We start from the raw sequence: 19207 nt of genomic DNA, 5'->3' as shown, positions 1-19207 counted from the left end.
CTCGATGAGCTCGAACGCGATGTCACCGAACGAAGCCGGCATCGGAAACCGGTCCGCTGGATCTAAAGTTCGAACCATACGCGCGGGTCTTCGCCAGACTGGATCATCAGCCAGCGAAGATCGGCATCCTTCCAGTCCCTGATTTCATTCGTACGGTTGTCAAGCACCAGGTCGCCACGGTCGGTCCTGACGACCAGGACCGCGTGGCCTTTGCCGCTGGACGTCTTGGTGACGGCAATGCGCAATGCTTTCGACGGCCAGCCCAGCGCGATCAGGTGGTCACGCTTTGTCAGCGCATAATCCTCGCAATCGCCGGACTCGACGTTCTCCTGCCAGACATCGCCCTGATCGGACTGCTCGTCGACCGGACGAATCGAGCCGTTGACCGAGGCGTTAACAGCGTGAAGCTGCTTGTCTGCAAAAGGGCTCAGCAGGATTTGCGAAGCTTTACCGCGAACAGAGCACTCATCCGGATGTCGGGCACAAAACATTACGTGCGCAAAGGGCGCGGCAGTCCGGCGTCCTTCGGAAATATAAAGGAATATTGGTGCCGACTTGAAGCTACGGGCAACACCGCCGGGACCGTCCGCTTCTACAGTCTGGGCAGCAAGCAGCGATGCAAGCACGAGAACGAAAGACAGCTTATGGCGAGACATTTGCAACCTCCATGCGCTACCTCATCGACCGATGTTCGAGTCAACTGGCGTCGGTGACGAAACCATTGGGCAGTCGTCATTCGAAAGCTGGCCCGATGATCGCTGATCCCATCCGAAGCCGCACCGACGACCGCCTCGGAAATGCAACTATTCGATCATATTCCACGATTCAACAATTTAAACTAGACTGTCGCAGCCATTTCAATAGGAGCGCCGCACTATCCGAAGATGGGCAACCTGCGCGACTTTCTGGGTCCGCGGGTATTCAGGCCAATGCTCGACATAGGTCCAATTCTATTTCCAGATGCACATTCATTGAGCAACTGGATGCACTTTTTAAGCAACGCTCCGCAGGAAACGTAACTTTATCATTAAAAATCAACCGGATGTAAGATCTGGCATAGCGCTTGCTTCGATATGAACAGAGTTGGTGGCTAGGGTTCCGGCGCTTTCTGAAGCGCGGCTGGTCCGAGAGCCATCACCGGCGGGGGAGAAATCCTGTCGGGTGCACGGCGGGACAAAAGCCCGGGAGACCTCGTAAGCCAAGGGATTGGCGGCACGATGGTCATTGCCGATCCCTTTTGAAGAAAAGCAAAAGGGGAATTTCAATGCAGACTTTTTCGAAGATCCTTTCCATCACCGCCCTTTCGGCGTCGCTGGCGCTGGGTTTCAGCTCCATCGCCACGGCCGAGCAGAAGAGCGAATTCAAGGTCGCCTGGTCCATATATGTCGGCTGGATGCCCTGGGGCTATGCCGCAGATCACGGCATCGTCAAGAAATGGGCCGACAAATACGGCATCAAGATCGATGTCACACAGTTCAATGACTACGTGGAGTCGATGAACCAGTACACGGCGGGAGCCTTCGATGCCGTGACGCTGACCAACATGGATGGCCTGTCGATCCCGGCCGCCGGCGGCGTCGATACAACAGCGGTGATCGTCGGCGACTTCTCGAACGGCAATGATGCGGTCATCCTGAAGGACAAGACTGCCCTTGCCGATCTCAAGGGCCAGAACGTCAACCTCGTCGAATTCTCCGTCTCGCACTACCTGCTCGCCCGCGCGCTCGAAAGCATCAAGCTGACGGAGCGTGACGTTAAGGTGGTCAACACCTCCGACGCCGACATGGTCGCGGCCTACAAGACACCAGACGTTACCGCCGTCGTCACCTGGAACCCGCTGGTCTCCACCATCCTCGAAGACCCCACGGCCAAGAAGGTTTTTGACAGTTCGCAGGTGCCGGGCGAAATCATCGACCTGATGGTCGCCAATAGCGGCGTATTGAAAGACAATCCGAACTTCGGCAAGGCGCTTGCCGGCATCTGGTACGAGACGGCCGCCCTGCTGCGCGCCGAAACCGCCGAGGGCAAGGCAGCCCGCGAGGCCATGGGTTCGGCATCCGGCACCGATCTTGCCGGCTTTGACGCTCAACTCGCCGCCACCAAGCTTTTCGACAAGCCGGCAGATGCCGTTGCCTTCACCGCCTCGCCGAGCCTGCCGAAGACTATGGATCTGGTGCGCAACTTTCTCTTCGAAAAAGGGCTGCTCGGCAACGGTGCGCCGTCAGCCGATGTCATCGGCATCGAAATGCCTGATGGCAAGGTTCTTGGCGATACCGGCAATGTGAAGCTGCGCTTCACCGAGACCTACATGAAGGCCGCCGCCGACGGTTCGCTCTAATCGCAGGGAGGCGTGGTTTACCGCCGCCTCCCCTCCTTCACCAGCGGAGCATTTCCCATGCGTTGGATCAACACGAGGCCGAGCCGCGGGGCACAGTTAGCCTTGATGATGCTGCCCTTCGTGCTGCTTGCCCTTGCCTATGCCTTCGGCTCGGCCACACGACTGGCTGCGAACGCCAATGACAAGCTTCTGCCGAGCCTTGCCGGCTTTGCCGATGCGATCAATCGTCTGGCCTTCGTCGCCGATCCGCGCACCGGCGAATTCCTGCTCTGGTCGGACACGGGCGCAAGCCTGATCCGCCTGCTCTCCGGCCTCGGCATCTCGACAATGATTGCACTCGTCATCGGCATGCTGATTGGCATGCTGCCCTATCTCAGGGCGCTTCTTGCCCCTTTCATTGCCGTCATCTCCATGGTGCCGCCGCTGGCGCTCTTGCCGATCCTCTTCATCATCATGGGGCTCGGCGAAACCTCGAAAATCACCCTCATCGTCATTGGTGTCGCGCCGACGATGATCCGTGATCTCGCACTGAAGGCTCTGGAATTGCCGCGCGAGCAGATCGTCAAGGCCGAGACGCTCGGCGGCTCCTCCTGGCAGATCGGCCTGCGTGTCGTGCTGCCGCAGATCCTGCCGCGGCTGATCACCTGCCTAAAACTGCAGCTCGGCCCCGCATGGCTGTTCCTGATTGCGGCCGAGGCGATCTCCTCGGAATCCGGCCTCGGCTACCGCATCTTTCTCGTCCGCCGCTATCTCTCGATGGACATCATCTTTCCCTATGTCGTCTGGATCACCCTGCTTGCCGTCGTCATGAACGCCCTCCTCGACCGCCTGCGCATCGCCGTCTTCCCGTGGTCGGAACTGGAGAAGCAAGGATGAGCGAGCTGAAGATCGAAAGGGTCTGGAAGGAATATGGCGACCAGATCGTGCTCGAGGACCTGTCGCTGACCGTCGCCTCGCGCGCCTTTCTCGCCCTTGTCGGCCCGTCGGGCTGCGGCAAAAGCACCTTCCTGCGCATGCTGCTCGGCCAGGAGCGGCCGACCAGGGGCAAGATCCTGCTCGACGGTGAGCCGCTGCCGCCTGAGCCGGGAGCGGATCGCGGCGTCGTCTTCCAACGCTATTCCGTCTTTCCGCATCTGACGGTGCTCGGCAATGTGCTGCTCGGCAAGGAACTATCCGCCGCGCGCTACAAGGCCAGGCTCTTCGGCGCTGCGCGCCGCAACGCCATTGCGGAAGCGCGAGAGCTGATCGCCGAGGTCGGGCTCGCCGGTTCGGAGAGCAAATATCCGGCTCAGCTCTCCGGCGGCATGCAGCAGCGCCTGGCGCTCGCCCAAGAGCTCATCATGAAGCCGAAGGTGCTGCTTCTCGACGAACCCTTTGGTGCGCTCGATCCCGGCATTCGCGCCGAAATCCACACGCTGATGAAGCGGCTCTGGCACGAAACGCAGATGACAGTCGTCATGGTCACGCACGACATGCGCGAAGCCTTCACGCTGGCAAGCCGCGTCGTCGCCTTCGAACGGCGCCGCGACCGACCGGAAGAAAAAGAGCGCTACGGCGCCACTATCACCAAGGACATTTCCATCTGGCCGCCGCGCCTTGCCGGCGAACCATCGATGTTCAGCCCCGACCGGGACGGCCCGGTCGCTTCCCTGGGGCGCAGCCGGGACGACCTGGCACCGTCAGGAGAGATGCGATGATGCATGTGAGACGTTCCCCCGAAGAGATCGCCGCCAATCGCGCGCGCTATGAGGAGCATCAGAAGAAGGGGCTGGAATTCGCCCCCAAGGCCCTGCCTAGCCCAAGCCCTTTGCCGGCTCCGGTAATCGCCGCCGCGGCTATCATCCATCAGGAAACCGTCCCCGGCGGCTGGTATTGGTCGACGAAACTTCAACGCGGCGAGGCGATCCGCGTCGATCAGGCCGAGGGCAATTCCACCGTGGCCCTGGTCGCCTGGAGCGCCGCCGATACCAGCGAACGGATCAATCTTGTCGATACGGCAAAGGTCCAATGGACGACGGCGCTCGGCAAGGGGCGCGTGATCTTTTCCGACATGGGCCGCGTCATGTTCTCGATGACGGAGGATAGTTCCGGCGCCCATGACTGCCTGATGGGCGGCTCGACGGCTGCCTCGAACGCCGCCAAATATCCCGGCGAGAAGACCCGCAACACCCGCGACAACCTGGTCCTCGTGGCCGGCAAGCTCGGTCTCGATCGCCGCGACATCCCCGGTATGCTCAATCTTTTTGCCCCTGTCCGCCTCGCCGAGGCCGGCGGCTTCAGCTGGCAGGGCAAGCGTTCCAATAGCGGCGATTACGTCGAGCTGCGCGCCGAGATGGACATGCTGGTCGGCTTTTCCAATTGCCCGCATCCGCTCGATCCGGATCCCGCCTATCAGCCGAAGCCTGTCGTCATCACCCGCTACAGGGCGGCCGTGCCGGCTGCGGATGATCTTTGCCGCACGGCAACGGCCGAAGCCGTGCGCGGCTTCGAAAACAATGCCCTGATGCTGGCCTGAGGAAACGATCATGTCCGATTTCATCCAGACCTCCCCTACCCGCAGCCTGGAGGATGCCGCTCAGGACCATTTCATCGCGGCCGAAGCCCCATGGTCCGGCATCGTGCGCAAGGGTCAGACGATCCGCATAGAGGACAGTTTCGGCCAACAGGCGATCGACACGCTCTTCTACCGGGCCGATGATTTCTCCGAGCGCTATTCCAATCAGGACACGATGCGCACGCAGGGCGCCGCCTATATCGGCATCGGCACGAAGATCATGTCGAACGAAGGAAACGTCATGCTGACCATGACGGCCGACAGCTGCGGCCGTCATGACACGTCGGCCGGCGCCTGCTCCTGCGAGAGCAATACGGTGCGCTTCGGCCACGGCACGAAATATCTGCATGCGTGCCGCGACAACTTCCTCCTCGAGGTCAGCAAACATGGCATGAGTAAGCGCGACATCGTGCCGAACATCAATTTCTTCATGAACGTGCCGATCAAGCCGAATGGCGAGATGACGATCGTCGATGGCATCTCCGCGCCCGGCGACTATGTCGAGCTCGTCGCCGAGATGGATGTGCTCTGCGTCATCTCCAATTGCCCGCAGATCAACAATCCCTGCAACGGCTTCGACCCGACGCCGATCCGGGTGCTGATCTGGGACGGCGAGGACTGAGCATGTTCAAGAAAGTCCTGATCGCCAACCGGGGCGAAATCGCCATTCGGGTTATCAAGAGCCTGAGACGGATGGGCATCGCCTCCGTCGCCGTCTATTCCGATGCCGACCGCTTCACAAAACCCGCTTTAATCGCCGATGAAGCGGTCCGCCTTGGGCCGGCGCCGGCCAGCGAAAGCTATCTCAATGTCGACGCCGTCATCGCCGCCTGCAGGGCGACGGGCGCGCAAGCGGTACATCCCGGATACGGCTTCCTTTCGGAAAATATCAGCTTTGCCGAGCGCCTTGCCGCCGAAGGCATCACCTTTATCGGCCCCCGACCCGAACATCTTTCGGCCTTCGGCCTCAAGCATACGGCCCGTGAACTTGCTAAGGCGAGCGGCGTGCCGCTTTTGCCCGGCACGGGTCTGCTTTCAAGCGCCGATGAAGCGCTTTCGGCCGCCGAGACGATCGGCTATCCTGTCATGCTGAAAAGCACGGCCGGCGGCGGCGGCATCGGCATGCAGCTCTGCGCCGATCCGGAGAGCCTGAAAGCTTCCTTCGAGAGCGTGCAGCGTACCGCGCGGGCAAGCTTCGGCGACGCGCGTGTCTATATCGAGCGTTTCGTTGCCGAGGCCCGCCATGTCGAGGTGCAGATCTTCGGTGATGGCAAAGGCAAGGTTATCGCGCTTGGCGAGCGCGACTGCTCGCTGCAGCGGCGCAACCAGAAGGTGGTCGAGGAGACCCCTGCCCCCGGTCTTTCGGCAGCGACCCGCGCCCGCCTGCACAAGGCGGCCGTCGATCTTGGTTCGGCCGTTTCCTACGAGTCTGCCGGCACCGTCGAATTCATCTACGATCCCCAGCGCGAGGAGTTCTATTTCCTTGAGGTCAACACGCGCCTGCAGGTCGAGCATCCGGTCACCGAAGCCGTGTTCGGCATCGACCTCGTCGAATGGATGATCCGTCAGGCTGCGGGCGAGGATGTTCTTTCTGGCGCGGAGACCTTGCAGCCGAAAGGGGCCGCGATCGAGGTACGCGTCTATGCCGAGATGCCGCATGCCGATTTCCGCCCGAGTGCCGGCCTGCTGACGGAGGTATCCTTCCCTGAGAATGCACGTGTCGATGGCTGGATCGAGACCGGCACGGACGTGACGCCTTTCTACGATCCGATGCTCGCCAAGGTGATCGTCTCAGCCGACGACCGTCCGGCGGCGATCGAGAAGCTGAAGACCGCCCTTGCCGGCACATTGATCTCCGGCATCGAAACCAATCTCGACTACCTCAGAACCATCGCCGGCTCCGAACTGCTTGCCGGTGGCAAGGTCGCGACGACGGCACTGCGTGATTTCTCCTTCGTGCCCGATGTCGTCGAGGTGATCGCGCCCGGCGCGCAATCGAGCATCCAGGAGCTGCCGGGCCGGCTTGGCCTCTGGCATGTCGGCGTGCCGCCGAGCGGCCCGATGGACGAACGTTCCTTCCGCCACGCCAACCGCCTCGTCGGCAATGGCGATATGGTCGCGGCGCTGGAGCTGACGGTGTCCGGGCCAGTGTTGAAATTCCATACCGATACGGTGGTTGCCCTTGCCGGCGCCAGGATGGCGATGCACGTCGACGGCAGGAAATTGCCGCATGACGAGGCCGTCACCATTCATGCCGGCCAGATTATCGCGATCGGCAGCATCGACGGGCCAGGACAGCGTGCCTACCTTGCCGTGGCAGGCGGCTTTGCCGCTCCCGTCGTGCTCGGTTCGCGCGCCACCTTCGGCCTCGGTCAGTTCGGAGGCAATGCCACCGGCACGCTGAAAACAGGCCATGTGCTGCATCTTGCCCGCCAAGCCGCGGCCGAGGCGCCGAAGCCGGCGAACGAGCCGGCGCAGCTGACGCGCGAATGGGAGGTCGGCGTCGTCTATGGCCCGCATGGCGCGCCCGATTTCTTTCAGGAAGGCGATATCGAGACGCTGTTTTCGACAAGCTACGAGGTGCACTTCAACAGCGACCGCACCGGCGTGCGGCTGATCGGTCCCGCGCCGAAATGGGCGCGCAGCGACGGCGGCGAGGCTGGCCTCCATCCCTCCAACCTGCATGACAATGCCTATGCGATCGGTGCAATCGACTTCACCGGCGACATGCCGATCATCCTCGGGCCGGACGGGCCGAGCCTCGGCGGCTTCGTCTGCCCGGCAGTGATTGCCCGTGATGAACAATGGAAGATGGGCCAGTTCAAGCCGGGTGATCGCATCCGCTTCCACCCCGTCGCGCGGCCCGAAGATCCCATCGCCGGTCCGGTGGTGCATCGGGTAAAGGAGGAGGTCGGCTCGCCTGTTATCGGCAAACGCGAGGATGGACCGGTCTCCGTCGTCTATCGTCGTCAGGGCGATGACAATCTGCTGGTCGAATACGGACCGATGACGCTTGATATCGCCTTGCGGCTCAGGGTGCATCTTTTGATGCAGGCCGTCTCGCAGGCGCGCCTGCCCGGAATCATCGATCTCACACCCGGTATCCGCTCGCTGCAGATCCATTATGATGGGATGGCACTCACCCGCAAACGCCTGCTTGGCCTGCTGGCTGAGATCGAAGCGAGCCTTCCCGCAGCCCAGGACGTCAAAGTGCCGAGCCGCATTGTGCATCTGCCGCTTTCCTGGAACGATCCGGATGCGGAACTCGCCATGCGCAAATATCAGGAACTCGTGCGACCGAACGCGCCCTGGTGCCCGTCCAATATCGAGTTCATCCGCCGCATCAATGGGCTTGCGGACGAACAGGCTGTGCGTGATATCGTTTTTAGCGCTAATTACCTCGTGCTCGGCCTCGGGGACGTCTATCTCGGCGCACCGGTCGCGACCCCGGTCGATCCGCGCCACAGGCTGGTCACGACGAAGTACAATCCGGCCCGCACCTGGACGCCGGAAAATGCCGTCGGCATTGGCGGCGCCTATATGTGCATCTATGGCATGGAAGGCCCCGGCGGCTACCAACTCTTCGGCCGCACCATCCAGGTGTGGAACACCTGGCGGCAGACGCCGGTCTTTGCAAAAGGCAAGCCATGGCTGCTCGATTTCTTCGATCAGATCCGTTTCTTCCCGGTCGACCACCGGGAACTGGCGGACGCCCGTAGCGCCTTCCCGCATGGCGGCTATCCCGTCCGAATCGAGGAGAGGGAATTTTCCTACGCGGCTTATGACAAGGAATTGCTGGCGAATGCGGCTTCGATCGGAACCTTCAAGGCAAGCCAGCAGGCGGCTTTCGATGCCGAGCGCCAGCGCTGGAAGGAGGCAGGCCTCGACAGCTTCGTGGCCGACGAGGGCACCGGCGAAAGCCCAGATGGGGACATTCCCGATGGATGCTTCGGGGTTGCCAGCGCCGTGCCCGGCAATATCTGGAAATTGCTGGTCGAGCCGGGCGCACCGGTTGCTGCCGGAGACACGCTTGCCATCATCGAATCCATGAAAATGGAAATCAACGTCACCGCACATGCGCCGGGCCGTGTCCGCGACCTGCGCGCCGGCCCCGGACGAAACGTCAAAGCGGGCGATATCATCGTCGTTCTAGAGGAGTGCTGACCAATGCTGCAGACCATTCTTGATCTGACAAGCCTTCGCGCAGCCTATGAGGCAGGTACAACACCGCTGGAGGTCGTCGAGACCGTCATTGCCCGACGTGCAGCCTCGGAGGATCCGGCAATCTTCATCACGCCGACACCGGATGAAGCAATGCGGGCCGAAGCCCGGGCGCTGATGGAGCGTGCGCCGCAGCCGAACAGCCTGCCGCTCTGGGGCATTCCCTTTGCCGTCAAGGACAATATCGACGTGTCGGGATTGCCGACCACGGCGGCCTGCCCGGCTTTCGTCTACCTTCCCGAGAAGGATGCCACCGTCGTCGCAAGGCTGCGGGCAGCAGGCGCGATCGTCGTCGGCAAGACCAACCTCGACCAGTTTGCAACGGGCCTCAATGGTACACGCTCGCCTTACGGTGCGCCGCGCTCGGTCTTCGACAGGAACTATGTGTCGGGCGGTTCGAGCTCCGGCTCGGCGGTCGCCGTCGCCTCGGGCTTGGCAAGCTTTTCGCTCGGCACGGATACAGCCGGCTCCGGTCGCGTGCCGGCGGCTTTCAACAATCTCGTCGGCATCAAGCCGACACCGGGACTGGTGCCGAATGTCGGGGTCGTGCCGGCCTGCCGCAGCGTCGATGTCGTCACCGTCTTTGCCCCAACGGTCGGCGACGGCGTCGCGATCCGCCAGGTGATGGAGGGCTACGATGCCGCCGATCCGTTTTCGCGCAAGGCGGCTCCATCCACCCTGCCCGCCTCGGGTTTGCGAATCGGTGTGTTAGACGGTGCCGAGCGGGAATTCTTCGGCAACCGGCAGGTCGAAACTCTCTATGACGCCGCAATCGAAAGAGCGCGCGCGCTCGGCGCCACCATCGTTCCCTTCGATTACGCGCCGTTCCGGCAGGCCGCCGAACTGCTCTACAACGGTCCCTGGGTTGCCGAACGGCTGGCGGCGGTCAAGGAGTTCCTGGCGACAAACAGCGACGACTTTGATCCCACAGTGCGGGCCATCATCGAGAGGGCTGGAGCTTATGATGCCGTCGCGGCCTTTGAAGGCCGGTACAAGCTGGAAGCCTTGCGGCAGAAAACAAGGGTCGAATGGGAGAAGGTGGATCTGCTGATGCTGCCGACGTCCCCCACAACCTATACCGTCGAGGAGATGCAGGCCGACCCGATCGTCAAGAACAGCCATTTCGGCCGCTATACCAACTTTGCAAACCTGCTCGACTGCGCGGCGATCGCCATTCCCGCCGGCTTTGACGCGAGCGGCCATCTGCCTTCAGGCGTGACGCTGGTCGGACCTGCCTTCACCGACGATGCGATCGCGCCCTTCGCCGACGCCATGCACCGGGCAGCGGAAACCGGCATGGGGAAGGACCGCAGCGTCGCGTTACCGGAGGCAAGCCGCGTGATGCCGCCCGCCGATGGCTTCGTCCCGATCGTGGTTGTCGGGGCGCATCTGACGGATATGCCGCTGAACCATGAGCTGACGCGACCGGGCGGATACAGGGTGAAAGCAGGCCGGACGGATGGCAGCTACCGGCTCTTTGCCCTCAATGGCACGATCCCTCCCAAGCCGGGGCTGGTGCGAGATCCGGACTTCAGGGGCGAAGGCGTCGAAGTTGAAGTCTGGGCCCTGCCACCGGCGGCATTCGCCCGCTTCGTGCAGAATATTCCGGCTCCACTTGGCGTGGGCAAGATCACCCTGAACGACGGAACTTGCCTTACGGGATTTCTCTGCGAGGGGCATGCCGTGACCGGCGGACGGGAGATCACCGAGTTCGGCGGCTGGCGCAACTATATCAGGGCAACCAGTCCGTCGGCCTGAAGGGAGACGAGATGCAGAAACTTCTGTCAAAGGCGATGCAGCTCGTTCTCCGGGGTCTCATTGCCAGGACCCGCGCGATCTGAATGGGTAGGCGGGAGCGACGGAGTGCTTTTGCTTAGATTTGGGTCATTGATTTCTGTGCGTCGCTGTCCGGCATCGGCGCATATTTTCATAAGGCATGCCCTCAATTCAAACCTGTCCGTGATAGCAGAGGCTCCCGAAAGCGATAGGGCTTCTCCAGCCTCTAAAAGGCATCGGCATGGGCGCAAATTGATGCTTTTCGTGCGCAATAATTTTCCCTACTCACTGCTTGATAAGCAATGAGAGGTGCGCAGATGGCATTGCCATTCTACTGGAACGAACTGAACAGCTACGATTTTGCCGGACTTTCAGCCGACACCACAATCGCCGTGCTTCCCATCGCCTCGACCGAACAGCATGGCCCCCATCTGCCTATTGCAACCGATGTCGCCATTGCCAACGGCATGCTTACCGAGCTGCAGAAGCAGAAACCCGCCGATCTCGATTGTCTGGTGCTGCCGACACAGGAGATCGGCAAAGCCAACGAGCATGTTTACGGGCCGGGAACGTTGTCGCTCGCCGCTGAACTGCTCATCCCGGTCTGGACCGCGATCGGCGCCAAGGTGGCGGAAGCCGGCATCCGCAAGATGGTGATCGTCAATTCGCATGGCGGCAATGTCGATATCATGAGCATCGTCGCCAGAGAGTTGCGCGTCCGCCACCAAATGGCCGTCGTCTCGACGCAGTGGGGCCGCTTCGGCCATCCCGATGGCATGATCAGCGAGCACGAGTTGAAATACGGCATCCACGGCGGCGAGGTCGAAACCTCGCTTATGCTCCATTTCCGCCCTGATCTGGTACGAATGGACAAGGCGCAGAACTTTGCGTCCAAGGCGGAGTGGATGGGCGAGCAATCGAAATACCTTCAACCGCTCCCCCCCCATTCGCTCGCCTGGATCGCTCACGACCTCAATCCCTACGGCGTCGTCGGCGACGCGTCGCTCGGCACAGCCGAGAAGGGCGACGCTATCTGCCGCCATCAGGTCAAGGGTTTCATCGAACTGCTTTACGACCTCAAGCGCTACCCGCTTTCCGATCTTTTCACGAAGTAAGTCTGTTTCTGCACGCGGTTCAGATCGCGGCGGATTTTTCTGCCACGATGTGTCCCTTCGCCTGCAGTTCCTCCACCAGACCAGCCAGCTCGGCCAGCAGATATTCGACGAAGAGGCTGGTGGCGGAATCGAGCGGGGCCCGCGCGCGGGCAAAGAGCTTCATCGCCTGATGGCGCGCGTGCGGCTCGGCGATCAGCCGAAAAACCAGTTCGCCCTGCCTGCACTCGACAATGACATCGAGCGGGTTCAACATGGTCACCCCTGCTCCGGATTTGACCAGTTTTTTCAGCATCTCCGATGCATTGGTTTCGAGAACGGGCTCGACGTGCACATCGAGGCGCGCCATTGCCAGATTGATCACATCGCGCAGACTTGTTCCTTGCTGTGCCAGCACCAGGCGCTCCTGGACGATATCCGCCAGATTGATCGGGCCGGGGCCGATCAGATGATGGCCGGGCGGCAGGACCACGCCGATCGGAATGTCGAAATTGCCGAGGGTGCGGATGCCGGGCGTTGCAGGAATATTGAAGCCGAGGCCAATGTCGACCTCGCCGGACAACACGGGATTGACAGTTAAAGTGCCGGCGTCGTTGCGCAATTGCATGAAGACGCGTGGATGTTCCGACTGGAACCGCGCGATGATGTCCGGCAGCGGGCCAGCCGCAAGGCCAACCGTCGTTACCAGCCGCACCTTGCCCGCCTGCTGCATCTTCAAGCTGCGGATGCGCCCCTCCAGCCGCTCGTAGTTCTTCAAGACGTCGCGAATATGCTCGATGCAGAGCTCGCCGGCGGCCGTCAGACGCAGCCCGCGCGGCAGGCGCTCGAACAGCGGCGCCCCCATTTCCTCCTCCAATGCGAGGATCTGCCGGTTGATCGCCGAAGACGCCACGTTCAAACGCGCCGCCGCCTTGCGGATCGAGCCCGATCGCGCGATCTCGTTGATATAAAGAAGCTTTCTGGAGTGCAGCATCGGGACCTCGTTGCACAAAAATCAAGCACGCAGCATAAATTAGGCACAGGCTTTGGGTGAGATGCCGAAAAGGCATCATTGCGCACGAAATTTGATGCTTTTCAAAGAGCAAAGCAATCGCTCCTATGAAGAAAATCGGACGTCGGCTCAGACGTTGCGAATTCAGAAGGGGAACGTCGACATGTCCAATATCTTGAAGCACAGCGTCTCTTCCGCACTTATAGGTCTTGGCGGCATGTTGGCCTGGATGGCCGGCGCGCAAGCGGCCGATAAAGTCAGCTATGGCACCAACTGGCTCGCGCAGGCCGAACATGGCGGCTTCTATCAGGCGGTTGCCGATGGCACCTACGCGAAACACGGTCTCGATGTGACGATCGTCCAGGGAGGCCCGAACGCGGCAAACAGCGCACTGCTGATCTCCGGCAAGATCGATTTTTACATGGGTGGGCCGCAGGGCGAGATCTCGGCCGTCGAACAGGGCATTCCGCTCGTCGACGTCGCAGCGATCTTCCAGAAAGATCCACAGGTGCTGATCGCTCATCCTGATGCCGGCATCGAAAAATTCGAAGACCTTGCGAAGCTCAAGACGCTGTTTCTCGGCAAGGACGGCTACCTCACCTATTTCGAATGGATGAAGGCGAACTTCAAAGGCTTCAGAGACGAGCAGTACAAGCCCTACAATTTCAGTCCGGCGCCGTTCCTCGCCGACAAGGAGTCAGCGCAGCAGGGCTACCTTACCTCCGAACCCTATGAGATCCAGAAGCAGGCCGGATTCGAGCCAAAGGTCTTCCTGCTTGCCGACAACGGATACTCTCCCTACTCGACGATGATCACCACGACGCAGGCGATGGTCGACAGCAAGCCCGATGTCGTTCAGCGCTTCGTCGATGCCTCGATCGAAGGCTGGTACCATTATCTCTACGGCGACAACACCAAAGCAAACGAACTGATCAAGAAAGACAATCCGGAAATCACGGACGGTCAGATCGCCTACTCCATCGCCAAGATGAAAGAATACGGCATCATCGAATCGGGCGACAGCCTAGACAAAGGCATCGGCTGCCTGACGGACGCCCATTACAAGGCCTTCTTCGACGAGATGGTGGCGATCAAGGTGTTCAAGCCGGAAACGGATTATACGAAAGCCTTCACGACGAAATTCGTCTGCAAGGGCACCGGAATGGCGATGAAGAAGTAAGCCGAAACGCCGCCCGTGATCCACGGTCAATGCGGATCACATACTATTGCGCAAACGAGACAGGCAATGCCCCCAGCAGAAGTTCAGGCCCTATTCCCGAAAGAGACGCGCAAGCGGCCGCTGGTCGTCATGCAATCGGTTTCGAAGGTCTTCTCCAGTGGAACGGTGGCCCTTTCGAACATGTCGCTCACCGTGGAAAGCGGTGAGTTCATCAGTCTGCTTGGGCCTTCCGGCTGTGGAAAGTCGACGGCGTTGCGCATCATCGCAGGCCTCGGCGATGCCACGTCGGGCGCGATTGACTGGCCGAGTTCGCGCATCAATTCCAAGGGTCTCCCGGAGGGAGATATCAGCTTCGTATTCCAGGAGCCGACGCTGATGCCCTGGAAGAACGTGTTCGACAACGTCCACCTGCCGCTGAAGCTCAAGCGCATTTCGAAGGCGGCGGCGCATGATCAAATCCTGGACGTCTTGAACACCGTCGGCCTGCAGGATTTCGCCAAGGCTTACCCGCGCGAGCTCTCCGGCGGGATGAAGATGCGCGTGTCCATTGCCCGCGCGCTCGTGACGAAGCCGAAACTCCTGCTGATGGACGAGCCTTTCGCCGCACTCGACGAGATCACCCGCCAAAGGCTGAACGATGACGTGCTGCGGCTTTGGAAGGCGACCGGCATCACCGTCATTTTCGTCACGCATTCGGTTTTCGAATCCGCGTATCTCTCCAACCGCATCGTCGTGATGAAGGCAAGGCCGGGGCGCGTGCATGCCGACCTTCCGCTGACGACCCGCCTGGAGAGGGACGCACATTACCGCACTTCGGAAGAATATCGCAAAGCCTGCGAAACGGTCTCACATTCGCTCATCGGGGCGATCAACTCGGCGGAGGATCATTGATGAATGACGAAACCGAGATCTCATCGCTGCTCCTTGCCGGCGCGGCAAGGGCAAGGCGCCGCGATCTGGCTCTGCGTCTCTGCATTCCCTTCCTGTTGATCGCTTCCCTGATCCTGGTCTGGTACGCCTATGTGAAGCTGTCGGGCGTCCCGCCTTACATACTCCCAGGCCCGGCGGCCGTCGCGAGCGCCTTCGTGACCGACTGGGGCACGCTTGCCCCTGCTCTCTGGGTCACCGCAAAGATCACCTTCATGTCGCTGATGCTCGCCCTCATCGGCGGTGTCGGCTTTGCCATTTTCCTGGTGCAGTCGCGCTGGATCGAGCTCGCTTTCTATCCGCTCGCCGTCATTCTCCAGGTCACGCCGATCGTGGCGATCTCGCCGCTCATCCTGATCTATGCGCCGTCAACGCAGGTGGCGCTATTGATCTGCGCCTTCCTCGTGGCCTTCTTCCCGATCCTTTCGAACATGGTCCAGGGGCTGAAGAGCGTCGATCACAATCTGATCAATCTTTTCGAACTCTATGGCGCCTCGCGGTGGCAGACGCTGCTCTTTCTGAAGCTGCCGGCCGCCCAGCCGTATTTCATGACCGGTCTCAGGATCGGCGGTGGCCTCGCGCTGATTGCCGCCGTCGTCGCGGAATTTGCCGCCGGCTCGGCGGGCGCCGGCTCCGGGCTCGCGTTCCGCCTGCTCGAAGCACAGTATCGGCTCAACATTCCGCGCCTCTTCGCAGCGCTGCTGATGCTCTCCCTGCTCGGGGTCGCAATCTTTGCCATAACCTCGTTCATTTCCTGGCTTGCCCTGCACCGTTGGCACGAGAGCAGCCTGAAACGGGAAAACTGATGACCTATTCCTTCCTCTCCCCGCCTAATGCCGGCCGGTTCGTATTGAGCAATGCGACCCTGCCTGCCATCGCCGTCGCCAACTATGACGCGCCTTCTGCCGAAGGGCTGGTCAAAGCCGACATCGTCATCACGGACGGCATCGTTTCCGCCGTGTTGCCGCCGGGTGAAGCTCCGGTCGAATTCGCGAAATCGGACCTGAAGGAGGGCATGGTCTGGCCCTGCTTCGCCGACATGCACACTCATCTCGACAAGGGCCATATCTGGCCGCGCAATGCCAATCCGGACGGAACCTTCATGGGAGCGTTGGAGGCGGTGCGCGCCGACCGCGAAACCTACTGGTCGGCTGCGGATGTGAGAAAGCGGATGGAGTTTTCCCTGCGCTCGGCCTATGCGCACGGCACCAGCCTGATCCGCACCCATCTCGACTCGCTTGCTCCCCAGCACCGCATTTCCTTTGAGGTTTTTGCGGAAATGCGCGAAATCTGGAAGGACAAGCTTGCGCTGCAGGCGGTGGCGCTTTTTCCCTTGGATGACATCGCGCACACAAGCTATTTCGCCGACCTCGTCGCCGTGATCCGGGACACGGGCGGACTGATCGGCGGCGTCACCCGCATGAACCCCGATCTGAACAGCCAGCTCGATGTGCTTTTCAAAGCCGCCGCCGACAATGGGCTCGATATCGACCTCCACGTGGATGAAACCGACGATCCGAGCGCGGAGACATTGAAGGCGATCGCCGAGGCGGTGCTGCGAAACCGCTTCGAAGGCAAGGTGACTGCCGGCCATTGCTGTTCACTTGCCCGCCAGGACGAGGAAACGGCCAAGGGGACCGTGGAACTCGTCGCCAAGGCTGGCCTCTGCATCGTTTCGCTGCCGATGTGCAACACCTATCTGCAGGATCGCTATGCCGGCCGCACGCCGCGGTGGCGTGGCGTCACCTTGTTCAAGGAACTGGCGGCGGCCGGCGTCGCTACCGCGGTCGCCTCCGACAATACCCGCGATCCGTTCTACGCCTACGGTGATCTCGATCCGGTGGAGGTGTTCCGAGAGGCGGTTCGCATCCTGCATCTCGATCATCCGCTGGACACGGCCGCGCGCGTCGTGACCACCTCGCCTGCCGATATTCTCGGCCGGCCGGATATGGGTCGCATCGCCGTTGGCGCAGCGGCCGACCTCGTGCTCTTCAGCGCCAGGCGCTGGAGCGAATTTCTTTCCCGTCCGCAGTCCGACCGCGTCGTTCTTCGCCGCGGCAAGGTGATCGACCGCAGCCTGCCGGACTATCGTGAACTCGACAGTGTCGTTGGAGCCTAACATGCCGGATTATCAGACGATCAAGAAGGACCTCGAAGGCATCGCCATCGAAGATAATCCGGCGCTCGTGCGCCAGAAGAGCCGTGATTTCTACTGGTATTCACCGATCCTGAAGGCCCAGCTCGACAATGTGACGGCCGATCTCGTCGTCACGCCGAAAAACGAAGACGAGGTCATCCGGACGCTGAAGGTCGCCTTCGCGCATGGCGTGCCGGTCACGCCGCGCGGCGGCGGCACCGGCAATTACGGCCAGGCGATGCCACTCTCAGGCGGCATCGTGCTCAACCTTGCCGCTATGGACAAGATCAAGGAAATCCATCCCGGCCGGGTGATCTGCGAGCCAGGCATCATCATTGCCCAGCTCGACAAACAAACCAAGGCTCATTCCGGCCAGGAGCTGCGGTTCCACCCATCGACGGCGCAGATGGCGACCGTCGGCGGTTTCATCGCCGGCGGCTCCGGCGGCGTCGGCTCGATCACCTGGGGTGGCTTGCGCGATCTCGGCAATATTCTGCGCCTGCGCGTCGTCACCATGGAAGCCGAGCCGCGCGTTCTCGATCTCACCGGCTGGGACTTGCAGAAGGTCAGCCATGCCTACGGCACCAACGGTGTCATTACCGAGATCGAAATGCCGCTGGCGCCCGCCTATGACTGGGTCGATGTACTCGTCGGCTATGATGACTTCATGGCCTGCGTGCGCTTTTCGGACGCGCTTGCCAAATGCAACGGCGTTCTCGTCAAAGAAATAGCGCCAATCGCTTCTCCGATCCCCCATGACTACTTCACCCGCCACAAACCCTATATTCGCAAGGGGCAGTCGGTGGTGGTGCTAATGATCGCGCCGCATGCGATGGACGCCTTTCTCGCCTTCACCTCGGCCCACAAGGGCGAGGTCATCTTCCGCTCCGATAAGGCCGAGAGCATGAAGGGCATTCCGCATGCCTATGAACTTGCCTGGAACCACACGACGCTGCGTGCGCTGAAAGTCGATCCGGGTCTCACCTATCTGCAGGTCCAGTATCCTGGACCGGATCACGTGGCCAAGGTCGCCAAGATGGTAGAGATCTTCGGTGACGAGGTGCCGGGCCATCTCGAGTTCATCCGCTTCGACGGGCAGATCCAATGTTCCGGACTGCCCCTGGTGCGCTATACCACCGAGGAGCGGCTCGAGGAGATCATCAAGATCCACCAGGATCACGGTTGCCCGATCTTTAACCCGCACCGCTACACGCTGGAGGAAGGCGGCATGAAGCGCACCGACAAGGTGCAACTCGCCTTCAAACACGAAACCGATCCGAAGGGGCTTCTGAACCCCGGCAAGATGATCGCCTGGGAGAACCCAGACTTCGATTTTAATGCCGGCAAGAACTATCTCTTCCCAGGCCTTGCGAGCGTCATGGAGGCCTCATGAGGGTTCTCGTGCTGCACTCGCATCCGGTGGAGGAAAGCTACGGCAAGGCGCTCTATAGGCAGGCGCTGGAAAGCCTGCGCCATGCCGGCCACGAGGTGGATGGATGCGATCTCTACGCCGAGGACTTCGATCCCGTTCTTTCCCGGCATGACCGGCTCGCCTACCACGACTATCCCGGCAATACCGAGTTGGTGAAATCCCACGTCGAGCGGCTGAAGCGCGCCGAAGCGCTGGTTCTGGTCACGCCGGTCTGGAACTTTGGCTTTCCGGCAATCCTGAAGGGATACTTCGACCGCGTCTGGCTTCCGGGCGTCTCCTTCGAACTCATCGACGGCAAGGTGGAATCGCGGTTACGCCATATCAGGAAACTTGCCGCCGTGCTGACCTATGGCGCAACGCCATTCCGCGCCTTCGCGGCCGGCAATCCGCCAAAGAAAATCGTCAAGCGGGTTTTGCGGGCGCAGACCAATCCTCTGCGCCCGGTCACCTTCCTTGCTCATTACGACATGAACAACTGTACCGCGGAGACGCGAGCGCGTTTTCTGGCGAAGGTGAAGACGTCGATGGAGAATTTCTGA

16 protein-coding genes and 1 riboswitch are annotated in these 19207 nt (G+C 61.1%); of the genes, 14 read left to right on the top strand and 2 right to left on the bottom strand.

The genetic code is table 11. The features are described from left to right. Nucleotides 1-62: 62 nt before the first annotated feature. On the bottom strand, nucleotides 63-656 hold the full coding sequence (locus FHX08_RS18190) for a transglutaminase-like cysteine peptidase (protein WP_132654747.1): 594 nt from the start codon (nucleotides 654-656) through the stop codon (nucleotides 63-65). A gap of 423 nt (nucleotides 657-1079) precedes the next feature. After that, nucleotides 1080-1190: riboswitch (guanidine-I (ykkC/yxkD leader) on the top strand. A 74-nt stretch (nucleotides 1191-1264) separates the two neighbouring features. On the opposite strand from FHX08_RS18190, the gene FHX08_RS18185 reads away from it, so the two are divergent. The 8 genes from FHX08_RS18185 (at nucleotide 1265) to FHX08_RS18150 (ending at nucleotide 12004) form a co-directional block, all read left to right on the top strand. Next, nucleotides 1265-2338 carry a putative urea ABC transporter substrate-binding protein gene (locus tag FHX08_RS18185; protein WP_132654746.1) on the top strand — a complete coding sequence of 358 codons (1074 nt, stop codon included), beginning with the start codon at nucleotides 1265-1267 and terminating at the stop codon, nucleotides 2336-2338. A 57-nt stretch (nucleotides 2339-2395) separates the two neighbouring features. After that, entirely contained in the window at nucleotides 2396-3214 is an 819-nt protein-coding gene (locus FHX08_RS18180; protein WP_132654745.1) for an ABC transporter permease, read from the top strand. After that, nucleotides 3211-4035 carry an ABC transporter ATP-binding protein gene (locus FHX08_RS18175; protein ID WP_184327467.1) on the top strand — a complete coding sequence of 275 codons (825 nt, stop codon included), beginning with the start codon at nucleotides 3211-3213 and terminating at the stop codon, nucleotides 4033-4035. Before FHX08_RS18180 ends, FHX08_RS18175 begins: the two co-directional genes overlap by 4 nt. Continuing rightward, complete coding sequence (locus FHX08_RS18170) at nucleotides 4032-4853, top strand: urea amidolyase associated protein UAAP1 (RefSeq protein WP_132654743.1); 822 nt, start codon at nucleotides 4032-4034, stop codon at nucleotides 4851-4853. The genes FHX08_RS18175 and FHX08_RS18170 overlap by 4 nt, the downstream gene beginning before the upstream one ends. Nucleotides 4854-4863: 10 nt before the next feature. Then, on the top strand, nucleotides 4864-5514 hold the full coding sequence (locus FHX08_RS18165; RefSeq protein ID WP_184327466.1) for an urea amidolyase associated protein UAAP2: 651 nt from the start codon (nucleotides 4864-4866) through the stop codon (nucleotides 5512-5514). Nucleotides 5515-5516: 2 nt separating this feature from the next. After that, a complete protein-coding gene (gene uca / locus FHX08_RS18160) occupies nucleotides 5517-9056 on the top strand; it encodes an urea carboxylase (RefSeq protein ID WP_184327464.1) in 3540 nt (1179 codons plus the stop codon). A gap of 3 nt (nucleotides 9057-9059) precedes the next feature. After that, nucleotides 9060-10871, top strand: coding sequence for an allophanate hydrolase (gene atzF / locus FHX08_RS18155; protein WP_184327462.1), 1812 nt, complete (start codon nucleotides 9060-9062; stop codon nucleotides 10869-10871). Between the two features lie 335 nt (nucleotides 10872-11206). Next, nucleotides 11207-12004: a creatininase family protein gene (locus FHX08_RS18150; protein ID WP_184327460.1), complete on the top strand. Its 798-nt coding sequence runs from the start codon at nucleotides 11207-11209 to the stop codon at nucleotides 12002-12004. Nucleotides 12005-12023: 19 nt separating this feature from the next. Here FHX08_RS18150 and FHX08_RS18145 read toward each other — a convergent pair whose 3' ends face one another. Beyond that, nucleotides 12024-12974: a LysR family transcriptional regulator gene (locus FHX08_RS18145; RefSeq protein ID WP_184327459.1), complete on the bottom strand. Its 951-nt coding sequence runs from the start codon at nucleotides 12972-12974 to the stop codon at nucleotides 12024-12026. A gap of 181 nt (nucleotides 12975-13155) precedes the next feature. On the opposite strand from FHX08_RS18145, the gene FHX08_RS18140 reads away from it, so the two are divergent. The 6 genes from FHX08_RS18140 (at nucleotide 13156) to FHX08_RS18115 (ending at nucleotide 19207) form a co-directional block, all read left to right on the top strand. After that, the gene (locus FHX08_RS18140) at nucleotides 13156-14172 is read left to right on the top strand and encodes an ABC transporter substrate-binding protein (RefSeq protein ID WP_184327458.1); all 1017 of its coding nucleotides are present in this window, start codon (nucleotides 13156-13158) and stop codon (nucleotides 14170-14172) included. 66 nt (nucleotides 14173-14238) lie between these two features. After that, nucleotides 14239-15063, top strand: a complete 825-nt coding sequence (locus FHX08_RS18135; protein ID WP_184327457.1) for an ABC transporter ATP-binding protein — start codon at nucleotides 14239-14241, stop codon at nucleotides 15061-15063. Then, nucleotides 15063-15905: an ABC transporter permease gene (locus FHX08_RS18130; protein ID WP_184327456.1), complete on the top strand. Its 843-nt coding sequence runs from the start codon at nucleotides 15063-15065 to the stop codon at nucleotides 15903-15905. The genes FHX08_RS18135 and FHX08_RS18130 overlap by 1 nt, the downstream gene beginning before the upstream one ends. After that, nucleotides 15905-17218, top strand: coding sequence for a cytosine deaminase (locus FHX08_RS18125; RefSeq protein ID WP_132654731.1), 1314 nt, complete (start codon nucleotides 15905-15907; stop codon nucleotides 17216-17218). The genes FHX08_RS18130 and FHX08_RS18125 overlap by 1 nt, the downstream gene beginning before the upstream one ends. A gap of 1 nt (nucleotide 17219) precedes the next feature. After that, nucleotides 17220-18629: an FAD-binding oxidoreductase gene (locus FHX08_RS18120; protein ID WP_184327455.1), complete on the top strand. Its 1410-nt coding sequence runs from the start codon at nucleotides 17220-17222 to the stop codon at nucleotides 18627-18629. After that, on the top strand, nucleotides 18626-19207 hold the full coding sequence (locus FHX08_RS18115; protein WP_184327454.1) for an NAD(P)H-dependent oxidoreductase: 582 nt from the start codon (nucleotides 18626-18628) through the stop codon (nucleotides 19205-19207). The genes FHX08_RS18120 and FHX08_RS18115 overlap by 4 nt, the downstream gene beginning before the upstream one ends.

This window comes from Rhizobium sp. BK529 (assembly GCF_014194105.1).
Taxonomy (GTDB): domain Bacteria; phylum Pseudomonadota; class Alphaproteobacteria; order Rhizobiales; family Rhizobiaceae; genus Rhizobium.
The sequence above is the reverse complement of the archived record's forward strand: the minus strand, read 5'-3'. Positions and strand labels throughout refer to the sequence as shown.

Excerpts from the sequence above, each read along its gene's own strand:
- FHX08_RS18190 (WP_132654747.1), bottom strand. The coding sequence starts at position 656 with ATGTCTCGCCATAAGCTGTCTTTCGTTCTCGTGCTTGCATCGCTGCTT.
- FHX08_RS18185 (WP_132654746.1), top strand. The coding sequence starts at position 1,265 with ATGCAGACTTTTTCGAAGATCCTTTCCATCACCGCCCTTTCGGCGTCG.
- FHX08_RS18180 (WP_132654745.1), top strand. The coding sequence starts at position 2,396 with ATGCGTTGGATCAACACGAGGCCGAGCCGCGGGGCACAGTTAGCCTTG.
- FHX08_RS18175 (WP_184327467.1), top strand. The coding sequence starts at position 3,211 with ATGAGCGAGCTGAAGATCGAAAGGGTCTGGAAGGAATATGGCGACCAG.
- FHX08_RS18170 (WP_132654743.1), top strand. The coding sequence starts at position 4,032 with ATGATGCATGTGAGACGTTCCCCCGAAGAGATCGCCGCCAATCGCGCG.
- FHX08_RS18165 (WP_184327466.1), top strand. The coding sequence starts at position 4,864 with ATGTCCGATTTCATCCAGACCTCCCCTACCCGCAGCCTGGAGGATGCC.
- uca (WP_184327464.1), top strand. The coding sequence starts at position 5,517 with ATGTTCAAGAAAGTCCTGATCGCCAACCGGGGCGAAATCGCCATTCGG.
- atzF (WP_184327462.1), top strand. The coding sequence starts at position 9,060 with ATGCTGCAGACCATTCTTGATCTGACAAGCCTTCGCGCAGCCTATGAG.
- FHX08_RS18150 (WP_184327460.1), top strand. The coding sequence starts at position 11,207 with ATGGCATTGCCATTCTACTGGAACGAACTGAACAGCTACGATTTTGCC.
- FHX08_RS18145 (WP_184327459.1), bottom strand. The coding sequence starts at position 12,974 with ATGCTGCACTCCAGAAAGCTTCTTTATATCAACGAGATCGCGCGATCG.
- FHX08_RS18140 (WP_184327458.1), top strand. The coding sequence starts at position 13,156 with ATGTCCAATATCTTGAAGCACAGCGTCTCTTCCGCACTTATAGGTCTT.
- FHX08_RS18135 (WP_184327457.1), top strand. The coding sequence starts at position 14,239 with ATGCCCCCAGCAGAAGTTCAGGCCCTATTCCCGAAAGAGACGCGCAAG.
- FHX08_RS18130 (WP_184327456.1), top strand. The coding sequence starts at position 15,063 with ATGAATGACGAAACCGAGATCTCATCGCTGCTCCTTGCCGGCGCGGCA.
- FHX08_RS18125 (WP_132654731.1), top strand. The coding sequence starts at position 15,905 with ATGACCTATTCCTTCCTCTCCCCGCCTAATGCCGGCCGGTTCGTATTG.
- FHX08_RS18120 (WP_184327455.1), top strand. The coding sequence starts at position 17,220 with ATGCCGGATTATCAGACGATCAAGAAGGACCTCGAAGGCATCGCCATC.
- FHX08_RS18115 (WP_184327454.1), top strand. The coding sequence starts at position 18,626 with ATGAGGGTTCTCGTGCTGCACTCGCATCCGGTGGAGGAAAGCTACGGC.